1 protein-coding gene is annotated in these 908 nt (G+C 40.6%); it reads right to left on the bottom strand.

All coding sequences use genetic code 11. The features are described from left to right. Nucleotides 1–908 (bottom strand): transposase (locus tag ERX27_RS11120; protein WP_133432856.1); only part of this gene is annotated, 908 nt, incomplete at both ends.

Consider the following 908-nt stretch of genomic DNA (forward strand, 5'->3'; position numbering starts at 1 on the left):
CGCGCTTTTCTAACGGCTAACTGTCCTGCCGGACATACAAACATACCTGCATCCTTATTATATTCAAAGGCCTGATTCTCTTTACGGACACCATGAACAATATGGGGATGGAGCTTTGAAACCAGTTCGATATTATCATTAAAGCAGTAATCCAGATTGTCTCTTGATGAGTAGGCTGTGTCACCTATAACGGTGTCCACTTCTACACCATTTTCACGTGATTTCTCAATCAACTGCGACAGGTAACATCCATCGGATTTCTCTCCGGTAGTTACAACAGCCGCTGTGATGATGCGGTCGGTGTTCATTGCGAGATGGCTCTTATAGCCAAAGAACGACTTATCTTCTGATTTGTGCCCAACACGTGCATCTTCATCCACCGATACTGTATAGGTTGACTCACAATCCTCAATTGTTTCTTTGAAATAGTTTATTTTTTCTTTCACGGATGGAATGGACAGATACTTTTCTTCTTTTAACAGATCATCCAGAAAAGATTTTGACAGATCCAGTGCTTCTTTTGTAGAACAATCATTAAGCTTTAGAGGTTTTATCTTCGTGTCATCTATTTTGCCTGCGGCATCTACAATCTGATTTGAACGTTTCTGAAGAATCTCCTTCGGAAGGTAAGCATTGTACCTCGACTGACTATGGGTGGCATCAACGATTAAGGTGGATCCATTTAGAACGCCCTGATTTTGTGCTGTTTCAACAGAAGTTTTAATCAGCAGATCCAGCAGGTTCATGTCCTTGAGACGAAGCTTTCTAAACTTTGTGAGAGAACTGGAGTGAATCACTTCTTCTTCAGGCGCCATATCCAGAAAAAACTTAAAAGACATATCATAACGTGAGCGTTCCACCACATCAACGTCTGATAAATCAAAAATAACTTTCAGAAGCAGATATTT

The organism is Macrococcus brunensis (genome assembly GCF_004359615.1).
Classification (GTDB): Bacteria; Bacillota; Bacilli; order Staphylococcales; family Staphylococcaceae; genus Macrococcus; species Macrococcus brunensis.